This is a genomic window from Stutzerimonas sp. FeSN7 (assembly GCF_030263795.1).
Classification (GTDB): domain Bacteria; phylum Pseudomonadota; class Gammaproteobacteria; order Pseudomonadales; family Pseudomonadaceae; genus Stutzerimonas; species Stutzerimonas stutzeri.
Genome location: NZ_JARPMN010000001.1, coordinates 4,063,000 through 4,075,897 on the forward strand (window position 1 = coordinate 4,063,000; position 12,898 = coordinate 4,075,897).

The following is a 12,898-nucleotide window of genomic DNA, read 5'->3' on the forward strand; positions in this document are numbered from 1 at the left end:
GCTAGGATGCCCGGGCCATCCGCGCATTTCTTCGAGAGCGCACCATCGTGAACGAGCAAGACAACAAAACCGATCTGTTCGCGGCTGATCACGGCATCCTCGTCGGCTCATTGCCGGCGAACCGAGCGCCGACAAGCCAAACCGCCATGGATGGCCACAAGACGTCGCGCCGGGTCGCTCAAGCCCGCTTCTGGCTGAGCAAGGCCATGAGCATCTTCCTGCATATCGTGACCAAACCCGCGCCCACCAGGGCGGACGACCACGCGCCTCGCGTACGAGAGCATAGGGCCGAGCAGGTATCTGCACAGCCGGACGAGCTCAGGCTGATCGCCGACGCTCTGGCACAGCTGCCGGCGCATACCCGCATGGCCTTCGAACTGCATCGCCTGCGCGGCTACACGCTGGAGCAAGTCGCAAGGGAACTGGACATCACCGCCGGCATGGCCCACCAGGCGATACGCACGGCACTCAGCCGCTGCGCGGCCGCGTTGGACGGAGCGACAAAGCGGCCGTAACAAGCCAAATCTGGGTTTATTCCAACCGCCGGTGAACTCGAATGAGTGAAATTCCCGCACCTCAATGGAATTGCGCCATGGAATGGCTTATCTGGCTGCAGGCTTCGCCCGACGACCAGGAATTGCGTGCTGCCTGCGAGGCCTGGCAGCGGGCCTCGCCTGTCAATGCCAGCGCCTGGCAACGAGCGGAGCAGATATGGCGGCTGACCGGACAGCTTCCGTCGGAAGCCCAACGGCCGCCACGAACTGACGAGAACGCTGGCGCCTGGATCGTCAGGACCTTCTGCCGTCGCGCTCGGCGAGCCTGACGCACCCACCCTTGCAGCAGGCGCCGCCCCACATCGATGGGAACCGGCGGGACGCCGGTCCTATAGAGCGGACAACCGCAGGATCAGAACGGATCGCCGGCTGCTTCGGGCTGATACTCGATGGCTAGCAGGGTGAGCTTGATCATCTTGCCGCCCGGGGCTGGCCAGTCGATGTGCTGACCGACGCTCATGCCCAGCAGCGCGGTGCCGACCGGAGCGAGGACGGACACGGTGCCTTCCTTGCCGGCATCGTGGGGGTAGACGAGCGTCAGGTGGTAGTCCTTGCCGCTGCCCTCGTCGCGGCAGTGCACGCGCGAGTTCATGGTCACGACACCGGCAGGCATCTCGCTGCGTTCCACGACCTGCGCCCGCGACAGTTCCTGCTCGAGCGCTTCGGCGGCCGGACCGTAATCGTCCAGGCTGTCGAGCAGCCGCTCGAGGCGCTGCAGGTCGAGTTTGGTAAGGATGATCGGCGGTGCACTGGTCATGGGCTCTGGCTAGCTCCTGGGAAAATGAAATGCTGAAAAAAGCAAAACCCCGCCCGAAGGCGGGGTTTTGCTGACCTGCCGGAGACACTATCACAGCAGCCCGAATAAGCAAGACCCCAGCCCGCAGGCCAGTAAACTCGCGGACTGCAGACCAGCCGGATCAGATATCCTCGAACTCAAGCGCCTCACCACCCTGCTCCTGCGTAACCCGCGTCAGGAGTTCGCCGAGGCGCTCGCCGCTGGCATCGCACAGCCACAGCTGGCTGCCTTCGTCATAGTCGAAATGAAAGCCGCCGGAACGTGCCGCCACCCACAGCTGACGCAGCGCCGGCTGCCGACTGAGGATCAGCTGGCTGCCGTTGTCGAAACGCACGGTCAGTACGCCACCGGAATTCTCCAGGTCGACATCCAGACTGGTGTCGTCGAACACGTCCTCGACGCTCTCCTGCACGGCATCGACCAGGTCGTGGTAACGGGCTTCGCTCAGGCTCATGCAACTTTCCTCGATGATTCTGCGCGCGACGCAGGTCGCGCTCGACGGCGGCGAGCTTAGCAGGGCGCGGACGGGTCAAGCGAGCCGACCGCCAGGTCAGCCGCCGTGTGACGTGCGGCTCGCATAGGCAATCCGGCGGGTGCTGGGTATACTCCGGCGATTAGATTTTTCAAGGATTCCAGTCCCCATGAAGCGCCTTCTGCTTCCCTTCATCGCTCTCGCCGTCTTCGCCGCCGCGCTCAGCGGCTGCGGCCAGAAAGGTCCGCTGTATCTGCCGGATGACGAGCAGACCGTCAAAGAACGTTCCAAAGACCGTTTCGAACTCTAAAGGAGGCTGTTCATGGAGGCCTTCTCGTACCGCGACGGTCAACTCTTCGCGGAGGGCGTGGCACTGCCCGCACTCGCGCAACGCTTCGGCACGCCGACCTACGTCTATTCCCGCGCCCACATCGAAGCCCAGTACCGGGCTTACTCCGATGCGCTGGAAGGCATGCCGCACCTGGTCTGTTTCGCCGTCAAGGCCAACTCGAACCTCAGTGTACTGAACGTGTTGGCACGTCTCGGCGCGGGCTTCGACATCGTCTCGCGCGGTGAACTGGAGCGCGTGCTCGCCGCCGGCGGCGAGCCGGGCCGCATCGTCTTTTCCGGCGTCGGCAAGACTCGCGACGACATGCGCCGCGCACTGGAGGTCGGTGTGCACTGCTTCAACGTCGAGTCCACCGACGAGCTGGAGCGTCTGCAGCAGGTCGCCGCCGAACTGGGCATGAAGGCGCCGGTTTCCCTGCGGGTCAATCCAGACGTGGATGCCGGCACCCATCCCTACATCTCCACCGGGTTGAAAGAGAACAAGTTCGGCATCGATATCGACAACGCCGAGGCGGTCTACGCCCGCGCGGCCGAGCTGCCGAACCTGGAAGTGGTCGGCGTCGACTGCCACATCGGCTCGCAGCTGACCAGCCTGCCGCCCTTCCTCGATGCCCTTGACCGCCTGCTGGCGCTGATCGATCGGCTCGCCACGCGCGGCATCCAGATCCGTCACCTGGACCTGGGCGGCGGTCTCGGGGTGCGCTATCGCGACGAACAGCCACCGCTGGCCGGTGACTACATCCAGGCCGTGCGCCAGCGCATCGAAGGCCGTGGCCTGGCGCTGGTGTTCGAGCCGGGCCGCTCCATCGTCGCCAACGCCGGCCTGCTGCTGACCCGCGTGGAGTATCTCAAGCACACCGCGCACAAGGATTTCGCAATCGTCGATGCAGCGATGAACGACCTGATCCGTCCGGCGCTGTACCAGGCCTGGATGAACGTGATCGCGGTGCAACCGCACGAAGGCGATACGCGCCGCTACGACATCGTCGGGCCGATCTGCGAGACCGGCGACTTCCTCGCCAAGGATCGCGAGCTGGCACTGGCCGAAGGTGACCTGCTGGCGGTGTGCTCGGCCGGCGCCTACGGCTTCGTCATGAGCTCCAACTACAACACCCGCGGCCGCGCCGCCGAGGTGCTGGTGGATGGTGACCAGGCCTTCGAAGTGCGCCGTCGCGAGAGCGTTCAGGAGCTGTACGCCGGCGAAAGCCTGCTGCCCACTTGAGGCCACGATCATGCTTCTGCGCTTTACCAAGATGCACGGTCTGGGCAACGACTTCATGGTCATCGACCTGGTCAGCCAGCACGCGCACATCCAGCCCAAGCACGCCAAGCAATGGGGCGATCGTCACACCGGCGTCGGCTTCGATCAGCTGCTGATCGTCGAGCCGCCGCAGGATCCGGATGTGGATTTTCGCTACCGCATCTTCAACTCCGACGGTTCGGAAGTGGAGCAATGCGGCAACGGCGCGCGCTGCTTCGCCCGCTTCGTGGTCGACAAGCGCCTGACTGTCAAACGCAAGATCAAGGTGGAAACCAAGGGCGGCATCATCGAGCTGGACATCCGCCCCGATGGACAGATCCGCGTCGACATGGGCCCGCCGCGCCTGGTGCCTGCCGAGATACCGTTTCAGGCCGAGCGAGAAGCCCTGAGCTATTCGCTCGAGGTGGACGGGCAGCAGGTCGAACTGGCCGCGGTATCCATGGGCAACCCCCATGCAGTGCTGCGGGTGGACAGTGTCGAGCGTGCGCCGGTGCATGAACTGGGGCCGAAGATCGAGCATCACCCGCGCTTTCCGCAGCGGGTCAACGTCGGCTTCCTGCAGGTGGTTGATCGCCGCCATGCGCGGCTGCGCGTATGGGAGCGCGGCGCCGGTGAGACCCAGGCCTGCGGCACCGGTGCCTGTGCGGCCGCGGTAGCCGCCATTCGCCAGGGCTGGATGGACTCGCCGGTGCAGATCGAACTGCCCGGCGGCCGTCTGTCCATCGAATGGGCAGGTCCGGGGCAGCCGGTTATGATGACCGGCCCCGCCGTTCGCGTTTTTGAAGGACAGGTTCGCCTATGACCGACCAGACCCAGGGCAGCACTCCGCTACCCGACGCCGAAGCCGTCGCCGCCTACCTGCGCGCCCATCCGGAGTTCTTCGTCGACCACGACGAGCTGATCCCGGAATTGCGTATCCCACACCAGCCGGGCACCGCCGTGTCGCTGGTGGAACGCCAGGTCAAGCTGCTGCGCGAGCGCAACATCGAGATGCGCCATCGCCTGTCACAGCTGATGGACGTGGCCCGCGACAACGATCGCCTGTTCGACAAGACCCGCCGCCTGGTGCTCGACCTGCTCGACGCCGGTAGCCTGGAAGAGGTGGTCAGCGCGGTGGAAGACAGCCTGCGCCATGAGTTTCAGGTGCCCTACGTCAGCCTGATCCTGTTCAGCGAGGCGACATTGCCGGTCGGCCGCTGCGTCAGCACCGCCGAGGCCAAGCAGAACATCGGTGGCCTGCTCGAGGGTGGCAAGACCATCTGCGGCGTGCTGCGTCCCCACGAGCTCAGCTTTCTGTTCGGCGAGGATGGCCCCAGCGTCGGCTCCGCCGCGGTGGTCAGCCTCGACGACCAGCTGGGGGTTCTCGCCATCGGCAGCCGCGACCCGCAGCACTACAAGAGCTCGCTGGGCACCCTGTTCCTCGGTTATATCGCCGAAGTGCTCGCGCGCGTCTTGCCGCGCTTCGGCACCCCGCTGCGCTCGGTACGCTGAGCGCAGCCGCCGGCGTCGGCTGGCGTGGCCGTTCTTTTCGCGAGCGAGGGAGCCCGGTGCAGAACGAACTCGACGCCTACTTCGAATACCTGCGCAGCGCGCGACAGCTGTCCGGCCATTCGCTGGATGCCTATCGTCGCGATCTGGACAAGGTTCTCACCTACTGCGAGCGCGAGCGCATCGCCGGTTGGCGTGACCTGCAGGGCCGCCATCTGCGCCACCTGATCGCCGAACAGCATCGCCAGGGACAGTCCAGCCGCAGCCTGGCACGCCTGTTGTCATCGGTGCGCGGACTGTATCGCTACCTCAACCAGGAAGGGCTCTGCGAGCACGACCCGGCCACCGGCCTGTCCGCCCCCAAGGGCGAACGCCGGTTGCCGCGCCTGCTGGATACCGATCGCGCCATGCAGCTGCTCGATGGCGGTGTCGAGGACGATTTCATCGCCCGTCGCGATCAGGCGATGCTCGAACTGTTCTATTCCTCCGGTCTGCGCCTGTCCGAACTGGTCGGTCTGAACCTCGATCAGCTCGACCTCGCCGCCAGTCTGGTGCGGGTACTGGGCAAGGGCAACAAGGTGCGCGAACTGCCGGTCGGCAGCAAGGCGCGTGAGGCGCTGCAGGCCTGGTTACCGTTGCGAACGCTGGCCGGGCCCGCCGACGGTGCGGTGTTCATCGGCCAGCAAGGGCGTCGCCTCGGCGCCCGTGCCGTGCAGCTGCGGGTACGCCAGGCCGGTGTGCGCGAACTCGGTCAGCATCTGCACCCGCACATGCTGCGCCACAGTTTCGCCAGCCATCTGCTGGAATCCTCGCAGGACCTGCGCTCGGTGCAGGAGCTGCTCGGCCATGCCGACATCGGCACGACGCAGATCTACACGCACCTGGATTTCCAGCACCTGGCCAAGGTCTACGACCATGCGCATCCGCGCGCCAAGCGCAAGCAGGACACCGACACATGAGCATCCGCCTGATCACCTTCGACCTCGACGACACCTTCTGGGAAACCACGCCAGCCATCCAGAGCGCGGAAACCGCACTGCGCGACTGGCTCGCCGCCCATGCACCGCGGCTCGGCGATTTTCCCATCGAAGCGCTGGGTGCAATACGTCGCATGCTGGTGGAGCGGGAGCCGGCGCTGCGCCACCGCATCAGCGAGCTGCGCCGGCGCATTCTGCAACATGCCCTGCAGGATGCCGGCTACCCTGCCGACGAGGCGAACGGCCTGGCCGAGCAGGCGTTCCAGGTGTTCCTCGATGCTCGTCACGAGGTACAGATCTTCCCCGACGTGCAACCCACCCTGGAATTCCTGGCCAATCACTACACCCTCGGCGTGATCACCAACGGCAATGCGGATGTGCGCCGCCTGGGCCTGGCGGACTACTTCCAGTTCACCCTGTGCGCTGAGGATCTGGGCGTCGGCAAACCGGATCCGCATCCATTCCAGCAGGCCCTGCGCCTGGGTGATGCGCGCCCGGAACAGGCGGTGCACATCGGCGACCATGCCCTGGACGACATCGCCGGCGCACAGCAGGCTGGGCTACGCGCGGTGTGGTTCAACCCGAAGCGGATCGCCTGGGCGCACGACTACCAGCCCGACGCCGAGATCCAGCGCCTGGCCGACCTGCCCAAGCTGCTGCTCGCCTGGCGCGACAACTGAGCCACCGCCAGCGCGCCGCTGAAACGAAGAAGCCCGCTCAATAGCGGGCTTCTTCGTGATCCGTGCAGCTCAGATAGGACGGCTGCCGTACTTGCTATCCGGCTTCTTCGGCGGGTCGGCGACCACATTGGGTTCGACCTCCTGAACGCGGCCGCCACGTGCCAGGAACTCCTCCATGGCCCGCGCCAGCGCTTCGCGCTCCTTCTGCTTGGCTTCCAGGCTCGGCAGCTCGTCCGGCTCGGCGGACTTGGCCTTGGCCTTCTTGGTCGGCGTGGCCCGCTCGCTGTCGGTGCCCTCCTCGTCGAGGCTGTCGTCGCCGTCATCGGCAGCGTTCAGCTCCTCCCCTTCCTCCTCGTCGCCCACTTCCAGATCGTCTTGTTCTAGTTCTTCGTCGCTCATGTTCTACCTCATGGCTTGCCAAAGCGGAGTAAGTTATAGCCCAGCGATGCGGAATGACCGACATCACCAAAAAAAATTCAACTTGCCGTCCCGTGCAGCGTTGCCACTATCTGCCGCGCGCCACCCTGGTCGCGGTGCTCTCCGAGATAGACGCCCTGCCAAGTCCCCAGTGCCAGGCGCCCCGCGCTTACCGGCAGGCTCAGCTGGCAGCCGAGCAGGCTGGCCTTGAAGTGTGCCGGCAAGTCGTCCGGCCCTTCGTAGTCATGCTCGTAACCGTCCTCGCCCTGCGGCACCAGACGATTGAAGAACCGTTCGAAATCGCGCCGTACCGCTGAGTCGGCATTCTCGTTGATCGTCAGCGAGGCCGAGGTATGCCGCAGCCACAGGTGTAACAGACCGACCTGACATTGCCGCAGTTCCGGCAGCGCGGCGAGCAGCTCGTCGGTGATCAGATGAAAACCGCGTGGGCGCGCGCGCAAGGTGATCAGGGTCTGTTGCCACATGTGCAGCACTCATGTTCGACGGCTGGTCGCGCGCATTCTAGCGTGGCGCCGGAAAAAACAAAGGGCGCCAAAAGGCGCCCTTGTCATGTATCAGCGAAACATTACTGGCGAGTGAACTCCGGGTACGCCTCCAGGCCGCACTCGACCACGTCCACGCCCTCGTACTCCTCTTCCTCGCTGACGCGCAGGCCCATCACCGCCTTGATGATGCCCCACACGATCAGGCTGGCGATGAACACCCAGAGGAAGATCGACACCAGGCCCAGCAGCTGCGCGCCGAAAGAAGCGTCGGCATTGGTCAGCGGCACGGCCAGCAGGCCCCACATGCCGGCGACACCATGCACGGAGATGGCACCGACCGGGTCATCGAGCTTGAGCTTGTCCAGACCGAGGATGCTGAACACCACCAGCACACCGCCCACACCGCCGATCAGGGTGGCTTGCAGCGCGCTCGGGGTCAGCGGTTCGGCAGTGATCGCCACCAGGCCGGCCAGGGCGCCGTTGAGCACCATGGTCAGGTCGGACTTGCCGAACAGCAGGCGCGCGGTGATCAGGGCCGCGATCAGGCCACCAGCGGCACCCATGTTGGTGTTGACGAAGACCTGGGCCACCGCGTTGGCGTCCTCGATGGTGCTCATTTTCAGCTGCGAGCCGCCGTTGAAGCCGAACCAGCCCATCCACAGGATGAATGCCCCGAGGGTCGCCAGCGGCATGTTGGCACCCGGAATGGCATTGATCTGACCGTTCGGGCCGTACTTGCCCTTGCGCGCCCCGAGCAGCAGGACACCGGCCAGGGCCGCAGCGGCACCGGCCATGTGCACCACACCGGAACCGGCGAAGTCGAGGAAGCCGGCCGCGTCGAGGAAGCCGCCGCCCCATTTCCAGAAGCCCTGGATCGGGTAGATGAAGCCGGTCATCACCACCGCGAAGGCGATGAAGGCCCACAGTTTCATGCGCTCGGCCACCGCACCGGAGACCACCGACATGCAGGTCGCGGCGAAGACGATCTGGAAGAAGAAGTCCGCGCGGGCCGAGTAGTAAGGCGCGTCCTCGCCGCCGGCGGCGACCAGGTCGACCGCATGCTCGTCACCGATGAGGAAGCCCAGGCTCGGGAAAATGCCGCCTTCCGGACTGGAGTACATGATGTAGTAGCCGACCAGCAGGTACATGATCGACGCCAGCGCGTAGAGCACGATGTTCTTGGTCAGAATCTCGGCAGTGTTCTTGGCCCGCACCAGACCGGCCTCGAGCATGGCGAAACCCGCCGCCATCCACATCACCAGCGCTCCGCAGATCACGAAGTAGAAGGTATCGAGTCCGTACTGGACGGGTATCAATGCAGTGCTATCCATGTGTCACCTCTTGCTGTCGCGCTGTGTGCGCTGTTCGGTCCGCAGGCCGCCGCACGCTGCTCCGGCGGGCCTGCCCTGACCCCGGTGTTGGCTCCGGGGTACTGCGCTGAAATGGGTTACAGGTTGTAGCCGCGCTCGTTGTGCAGGCTGAGGTCGAGGCCGATGGTCTCTTGCTCCTCGTTCACCCGCAGGCCCATCACCAGGTCGATCGCCTTGAGGATCAGGTAGGTGACGATGCCGGTGTAGACGACGGTGAAGAGCACGCCCTTGAACTGAATCCACAGCTGCAGGCCGATGTTCTCCACCTCACCGAAACCGCCCAGCATGGGTGCGGCGAAGATGCCGGTGAGCAGCGCACCGACGATGCCGCCCACGCCGTGCACGCCGAAGGCATCCAGCGAATCGTCGTAGCCGAGCTTGCGTTTCAGGCTGGTGGCGCAGAAGAAGCAGACCACCCCCGAGACCAGGCCGATGATCAGCGCGCCCATCGGCCCGACGGTGCCGGCAGCCGGGGTGATGGCGACCAGACCGGCGACCACGCCCGAGGCGATGCCCAGCGCGCTGGGTTTGCCGTGGCCGATCCACTCGGCGAACATCCAGCCCAACGCAGCCGCGGCGGTGGCGATCTGGGTGACCAGCATGGCCATGCCGGCGGTGCCGTTGGCAGCCACGGCCGAACCGGCGTTGAAGCCGAACCAGCCAATCCACAGCATCGCCGCGCCGACCAGGGTCAGCCCCAGGTTGTGCGGTGCCATCGGCGTGGTCGGGAAGCCCTTGCGCTTGCCCAGGACCAGGCAGGCCACCAGACCGGCGATACCGGCATTGATGTGCACCACGGTGCCACCGGCGAAATCCAGCACGCCCCAGTCCCACATCAGGCCACCGTCACCGCCCCAGACCATATGCGCGATCGGCGCATAGACCAGGGTGAACCACACGCCCATGAACACCAGCATCGCCGAGAACTTCATGCGCTCGGCGAAGGCGCCGACGATGAGCGCCGGGGTGATGATGGCGAAGGTCATCTGGAACGTGATGAAGACGCTTTCCGGGAAGGCGCCGACCAGGCTGTCAGGAGTCAGGCCGCTGAGGAACGCACGATCCAGACCACCGACGAAGGAATTGAAGTTGGTGACGCCCGCTTCCATACCGGTGGTATCGAATGCAAGGCTGTAGCCATAGACCATCCAGAGGATGCTCATCAGGCCGGTGATGGCGAAGCACTGCATCATCACCGAGAGGATGTTCTTCGAGCGGACCATGCCGCCGTAGAACAACGCCAGTCCGGGGATGGTCATGAACAGCACCAGCGCAGTGGCCGTCAGCATCCATGCCGTATCGCCTGAATCCAGCGTTGCCTCCTGCGCCATGGCCAGGCCTGGGCTTAACAGAGACAAAAGGGCTCCTAGCCCTGCGAATCTTCGCAGAGTCATGGTTTTACTCCTGGGGCGTGGGGTTCGGAGGTGCTGCTTAAATCGCGTCGGTATCGGTTTCGCCGGTACGGATGCGGATGGCCTGTTCCAGGTTGACCACGAAGATCTTGCCGTCACCGATCTTGCCGGTGTTGGCCGCCTTGGTGATGGCCTCGATCACGCGATCGAGCTGATCGTCGGCGATGGCCACGTCGATCTTCACCTTTGGCAGGAAGTCGACAACGTATTCGGCGCCGCGGTACAGCTCGGTGTGACCCTTCTGACGGCCGAAGCCCTTGACTTCGGTGACGGTGATGCCCTGTACGCCAATCTCCGACAGCGACTCGCGCACGTCGTCCAGCTTGAACGGCTTGATGATGGCAGTGACTAGTTTCATGAAAACTTCTCCCGTTTAGGTGGACTTGCCCCAGAAGTACGAACCCGGCTCAAGTCTAAGCTCAGTGTCTGGCTCTTGTAACGCTCCGGCTTCAGCCGGGCCGCGGACCGACACCACCAATCTCGCCGACGAAGCGTCGCGAATCGCCCATGCACCGCAACGAACCGGTGCGTGCGTCAACGGGGACAAAGCAGAATCGATGCCAGCTTTGCGCGAGCCGCTTGCTGCGGGCGCTCGGCCGCAAACGGAGCGGTCCGACGGACGGTTGAGCACAACGAACGCACGAAAATGGTGCGCAGCTGCACCATGACCTGCTCATTTTTTGTGCACCGCAGCCGGGAAAGGCGAAAAAAACGCCGTGCTACACTGCGCCCCGTTCAATGACAGGTGTTTTCAATGTTGCCGCCAAAAGCTTTCCTAGATGCCATCGGCTCCCAGGCCTCGCGCCTGTTCAACGGTGAAACGCCGCTGCCGCGTGGCGAGTTCGAAGCCCAGCTCAAGGGCGTGGTGCAGGGTGCACTGAACAAGCTCGACGTGGTCAGCCGCGACGAGTTCGACAGCCAGATGGTGGTGCTCGCCCGCACCCGCGCCCGGCTCGAGGCGCTCGAAGCCAAGGTCGCCGAACTGGAAGAGAAGCTCACACCGCCCGCGTCCTGACCGACCGGGCCGTGACACGATCAAAGGAGTGATCGAATGTCCCTGGCCATCGTCCATAGCCGCGCTCAGGTCGGCGTCGAAGCCCCGGCGGTGACCGTCGAGGCGCATCTGGCCAACGGCCTGCCGGCGCTGACCCTGGTCGGCCTGCCGGAAACCGCCGTCAAGGAGAGCAAGGACCGGGTGCGCAGCGCCATCCTTACCTCCGGTTTCGATTTCCCCGCCCGACGCATCACGCTCAATCTCGCCCCTGCCGATCTGCCCAAGGACGGTGGTCGCTTCGACCTGGCCATCGCGCTGGGCATCCTCGCCGCCAGCGGACAGCTGCCCGGCGAACGTCTGGAGCAGCTGGAATGCCTGGGCGAACTGGCGTTGTCCGGTGCCTTGCGCCCGGTCCAGGGCGTGCTGCCGGCCGCCCTCGCCGCGCGTGCCGCCGGCCGTGCGCTGCTGGTGCCGCGAGCCAATGCCGAGGAGGCCAGCCTCGCCTCGGGCCTGACCGTGTTTGCCGCCGAGCATCTGCTGGAAGTTGCCGCCCACTTCAACGGCGTTACCCCGCTCGAGCCCTACGTGGCCCAGGGGCTGCTGCGGCAGGTCCAGCCCTACCCCGACCTGGCCGACGTACAGGGCCAGCAGGCGGCCAAACGCGGCCTGCTGATCGCCGCGTCCGGCGCACACAACCTGTTGTTCTCCGGGCCGCCCGGCACCGGCAAGACGCTATTGGCCAGCCGGCTGCCCGGCCTGCTGCCGCCGCTGGATGAGCAGGAGGCGCTGGAAGTGGCCGCGATTCATTCGGTGGCCAGCCACAGCCCGCTGCAGCACTGGCCGCAGCGCCCGTTCCGCCAGCCCCATCACAGTGCATCGGGCCCGGCGCTGGTGGGTGGCGGCAGCCGGCCGCAACCGGGCGAGATCACCCTGGCGCATCAGGGTGTGCTGTTTCTCGACGAGCTACCGGAGTTCGACCGCAAGGTGCTGGAGGTGCTGCGCGAGCCACTGGAATCGGGCCATATCGTCATCGCCCGGGCGCGGGACAAGGTGCGTTTTCCGGCGCGTTTCCAGCTGGTGGCGGCAATGAACCCCTGCCCGTGCGGCTATCTGGGCGACCCTAATGGTCGCTGCCGCTGCACGCCGGAGCAAATCCAGCGCTACCGCAACAAGCTCTCCGGACCGCTGCTCGACCGCATCGACCTGCATCTGACCGTGGCGCGCGAGGCCACCGCCCTCAACGCAGCGCCACAGACCGCCCAGAGCAGCGCCGTGCTCGCCGCACAGGTGGCCGAGGCGCGGCGACTGCAACTCGCCCGCCAGGGCTGCGCCAACGCCTTTCTCGACCTTGTCGGCCTGCGTGAGCACTGCCAGCTGACCGCCGAGGACCAGGCCTGGCTGGAGCGCGCCTGCGAGCGTCTCGCACTGTCCCTGCGCGCCGCACACCGGTTGCTCAAGGTCGCACGCACCCTGGCCGACCTGGAGCAGGCCGAACGCATCGGCCGGCAACATCTGGCCGAAGCGCTGCAATATCGCCCCGGCAGCCAGGCCTGAGCCCCTCCGGCCGGGGCATTCGACGTTGCCGGATGCCTGCTGACAAGCGGACGCTTTTGCGGTCTGTGT

Annotated in this window: 17 protein-coding genes; 10 read left to right on the forward strand and 7 right to left on the reverse strand. The window is 65.4% G+C overall.

Translation table 11 applies throughout. The annotated features are described in order from the left end of the window. Positions 1-47: 47 nt before the first annotated feature. Positions 48-515 carry a sigma factor-like helix-turn-helix DNA-binding protein gene (locus tag P5703_RS19420; protein WP_014595680.1) on the forward strand — a complete coding sequence of 156 codons (468 nt, stop codon included), beginning with the start codon at positions 48-50 and terminating at the stop codon, positions 513-515. Between the two features lie 77 nt (positions 516-592). Further along, a complete protein-coding gene (locus P5703_RS19425) occupies positions 593-823 on the forward strand; it encodes a FecR/PupR family sigma factor regulator (RefSeq protein WP_043942090.1) in 231 nt (76 codons plus the stop codon). An 83-nt stretch (positions 824-906) separates the two neighbouring features. On the opposite strand, the gene rnk is transcribed toward P5703_RS19425, so the two are convergent. Together rnk and cyaY are read right to left on the reverse strand one after the other, a co-directional pair. After that, positions 907-1,311, reverse strand: coding sequence for a nucleoside diphosphate kinase regulator (gene rnk / locus P5703_RS19430; RefSeq protein WP_011911747.1), 405 nt, complete (start codon positions 1,309-1,311; stop codon positions 907-909). Between the two features lie 160 nt (positions 1,312-1,471). Further along, positions 1,472-1,804, reverse strand: a complete 333-nt coding sequence (gene cyaY / locus P5703_RS19435) for an iron donor protein CyaY (RefSeq protein ID WP_019405708.1) — start codon at positions 1,802-1,804, stop codon at positions 1,472-1,474. 187 nt (positions 1,805-1,991) lie between these two features. Here cyaY and lptM point away from each other — a divergent pair, with 187 nt between their 5' ends. From lptM to P5703_RS19465, 6 genes are read left to right on the forward strand one after another with little or no spacing between them, the layout of a single operon-like run. Beyond that, a complete protein-coding gene (gene lptM / locus P5703_RS19440; protein WP_003283423.1) occupies positions 1,992-2,132 on the forward strand; it encodes an LPS translocon maturation chaperone LptM in 141 nt (46 codons plus the stop codon). Between the two features lie 12 nt (positions 2,133-2,144). Beyond that, positions 2,145-3,392, forward strand: a complete 1,248-nt coding sequence (lysA, locus tag P5703_RS19445) for a diaminopimelate decarboxylase (protein WP_285589133.1) — start codon at positions 2,145-2,147, stop codon at positions 3,390-3,392. A 10-nt stretch (positions 3,393-3,402) separates the two neighbouring features. Beyond that, complete coding sequence (gene dapF / locus P5703_RS19450; RefSeq protein WP_084902380.1) at positions 3,403-4,233, forward strand: diaminopimelate epimerase; 831 nt, start codon at positions 3,403-3,405, stop codon at positions 4,231-4,233. Then, the gene (locus P5703_RS19455) at positions 4,230-4,922 is read left to right on the forward strand and encodes a DUF484 family protein (RefSeq protein ID WP_011911742.1); all 693 of its coding nucleotides are present in this window, start codon (positions 4,230-4,232) and stop codon (positions 4,920-4,922) included. The genes dapF and P5703_RS19455 overlap by 4 nt, the downstream gene beginning before the upstream one ends. Positions 4,923-4,978: 56 nt before the next feature. Beyond that, entirely contained in the window at positions 4,979-5,878 is a 900-nt protein-coding gene (xerC, locus tag P5703_RS19460; protein ID WP_285589138.1) for a tyrosine recombinase XerC, read from the forward strand. After that, positions 5,875-6,576, forward strand: coding sequence for an HAD family hydrolase (locus P5703_RS19465; RefSeq protein ID WP_019405712.1), 702 nt, complete (start codon positions 5,875-5,877; stop codon positions 6,574-6,576). The genes xerC and P5703_RS19465 overlap by 4 nt, the downstream gene beginning before the upstream one ends. Before the next feature lie 69 nt (positions 6,577-6,645). Here the strand turns inward: P5703_RS19465 and sutA are convergent, their stop codons facing one another. The 5 genes from sutA to glnK form a co-directional block, all read right to left on the reverse strand. Then, the gene (gene sutA, locus P5703_RS19470) at positions 6,646-6,975 is read right to left on the reverse strand and encodes a dormancy-specific transcriptional regulator SutA (RefSeq protein ID WP_011911739.1); all 330 of its coding nucleotides are present in this window, start codon (positions 6,973-6,975) and stop codon (positions 6,646-6,648) included. A gap of 77 nt (positions 6,976-7,052) precedes the next feature. After that, complete coding sequence (locus tag P5703_RS19475) at positions 7,053-7,478, reverse strand: secondary thiamine-phosphate synthase enzyme YjbQ (protein WP_011911738.1); 426 nt, start codon at positions 7,476-7,478, stop codon at positions 7,053-7,055. A 101-nt stretch (positions 7,479-7,579) separates the two neighbouring features. Continuing rightward, a complete protein-coding gene (locus P5703_RS19480) occupies positions 7,580-8,830 on the reverse strand; it encodes an ammonium transporter AmtB (RefSeq protein WP_014595677.1) in 1,251 nt (416 codons plus the stop codon). Between the two features lie 116 nt (positions 8,831-8,946). After that, entirely contained in the window at positions 8,947-10,263 is a 1,317-nt protein-coding gene (locus P5703_RS19485) for an ammonium transporter (RefSeq protein ID WP_011911736.1), read from the reverse strand. A gap of 37 nt (positions 10,264-10,300) precedes the next feature. After that, positions 10,301-10,639 carry a P-II family nitrogen regulator gene (glnK, locus tag P5703_RS19490; protein WP_003096476.1) on the reverse strand — a complete coding sequence of 113 codons (339 nt, stop codon included), beginning with the start codon at positions 10,637-10,639 and terminating at the stop codon, positions 10,301-10,303. Positions 10,640-11,035: 396 nt separating this feature from the next. Here glnK and P5703_RS19495 point away from each other — a divergent pair, with 396 nt between their 5' ends. Further along, positions 11,036-11,296: an accessory factor UbiK family protein gene (locus P5703_RS19495; RefSeq protein ID WP_013981620.1), complete on the forward strand. Its 261-nt coding sequence runs from the start codon at positions 11,036-11,038 to the stop codon at positions 11,294-11,296. A gap of 36 nt (positions 11,297-11,332) precedes the next feature. Then, positions 11,333-12,829: a YifB family Mg chelatase-like AAA ATPase gene (locus P5703_RS19500; RefSeq protein ID WP_285589142.1), complete on the forward strand. Its 1,497-nt coding sequence runs from the start codon at positions 11,333-11,335 to the stop codon at positions 12,827-12,829. The last annotated feature ends 69 nt before the right edge of the window (positions 12,830-12,898 follow it).

Excerpts from the sequence above, each read along its gene's own strand:
- P5703_RS19425 (WP_043942090.1), top strand. The coding sequence starts at position 593 with ATGGAATGGCTTATCTGGCTGCAGGCTTCGCCCGACGACCAGGAATTG.
- rnk (WP_011911747.1), bottom strand. The coding sequence starts at position 1,311 with ATGACCAGTGCACCGCCGATCATCCTTACCAAACTCGACCTGCAGCGC.
- cyaY (WP_019405708.1), bottom strand. The coding sequence starts at position 1,804 with ATGAGCCTGAGCGAAGCCCGTTACCACGACCTGGTCGATGCCGTGCAG.
- lptM (WP_003283423.1), top strand. The coding sequence starts at position 1,992 with ATGAAGCGCCTTCTGCTTCCCTTCATCGCTCTCGCCGTCTTCGCCGCC.
- lysA (WP_285589133.1), top strand. The coding sequence starts at position 2,145 with ATGGAGGCCTTCTCGTACCGCGACGGTCAACTCTTCGCGGAGGGCGTG.
- dapF (WP_084902380.1), top strand. The coding sequence starts at position 3,403 with ATGCTTCTGCGCTTTACCAAGATGCACGGTCTGGGCAACGACTTCATG.
- P5703_RS19455 (WP_011911742.1), top strand. The coding sequence starts at position 4,230 with ATGACCGACCAGACCCAGGGCAGCACTCCGCTACCCGACGCCGAAGCC.
- P5703_RS19465 (WP_019405712.1), top strand. The coding sequence starts at position 5,875 with ATGAGCATCCGCCTGATCACCTTCGACCTCGACGACACCTTCTGGGAA.
- sutA (WP_011911739.1), bottom strand. The coding sequence starts at position 6,975 with ATGAGCGACGAAGAACTAGAACAAGACGATCTGGAAGTGGGCGACGAG.
- P5703_RS19475 (WP_011911738.1), bottom strand. The coding sequence starts at position 7,478 with ATGTGGCAACAGACCCTGATCACCTTGCGCGCGCGCCCACGCGGTTTT.
- P5703_RS19480 (WP_014595677.1), bottom strand. The coding sequence starts at position 8,830 with ATGGATAGCACTGCATTGATACCCGTCCAGTACGGACTCGATACCTTC.
- P5703_RS19485 (WP_011911736.1), bottom strand. The coding sequence starts at position 10,263 with ATGACTCTGCGAAGATTCGCAGGGCTAGGAGCCCTTTTGTCTCTGTTA.
- glnK (WP_003096476.1), bottom strand. The coding sequence starts at position 10,639 with ATGAAACTAGTCACTGCCATCATCAAGCCGTTCAAGCTGGACGACGTG.
- P5703_RS19495 (WP_013981620.1), top strand. The coding sequence starts at position 11,036 with ATGTTGCCGCCAAAAGCTTTCCTAGATGCCATCGGCTCCCAGGCCTCG.
- P5703_RS19500 (WP_285589142.1), top strand. The coding sequence starts at position 11,333 with ATGTCCCTGGCCATCGTCCATAGCCGCGCTCAGGTCGGCGTCGAAGCC.